At 37.4% G+C, this 572-nt stretch carries 1 pseudogene; it reads right to left on the bottom strand.

Annotated elements, in window-relative coordinates:
* Window positions 1-17: 17 nt before the first annotated feature.
* Window positions 18-155: pseudogene (locus tag AB4493_RS22120) on the bottom strand (MFS transporter); the annotation flags it as partial.
* Window positions 156-572: the final 417 nt, after the last annotated feature.

Genomic DNA, 572 nt, shown 5'->3' with positions numbered 1-572 from the left:
TTTGATCAACAACGCCCTTTACGCTCGCCAACCACACCGATAAATCGACCAATGCGCTTCGCAAACAAGAAGTTAAACAGATAGTTAACCAAGAACAACAATGTGACGTCGGCCGCCGAATAACCGAACTTCTCTACCATCAAGAAGCCTGCAAATTATTCTTTGTAAAAATATGTAAAGCAAACTACATTGATTAAATAACTAACAGTTCATATAGTTGGAATAAAAATCCTTAACGTTATAACTAATCAACCCATACTTACTTATTTTTATTAAGGGCATTTTTTTGTAATGAATAGAACAGGTCGAGTGATTAGTTTTAAAACACAGTCTGGCGGGGGTGATATCAGCATTGTGGATGAAAATTTCATCCCCCTGTGCCCTTTTCTTACAACCTTTCTTGAACACTACAAAACTCTTAACACCAAGAAAAGCTATGCGAATCAGCTATTGTTCATACATCGTTACTTTGTCACAAAATCAATAGACTTACCTTCGAGGATTCGTGACGGTAGATACCTGACTATAGAGGAATATGAAGGTCTACATCGCCCCTTTTAAGCGTGATTCTA

The sequence above is a fragment of the Vibrio sp. 10N.222.55.A1 genome (genome assembly GCF_041473835.1).
Lineage (GTDB): Bacteria > Pseudomonadota > Gammaproteobacteria > Enterobacterales > Vibrionaceae > Vibrio > Vibrio crassostreae_C.
The sequence above is the reverse complement of the archived record's forward strand: the minus strand, read 5'-3'. Positions and strand labels throughout refer to the sequence as shown.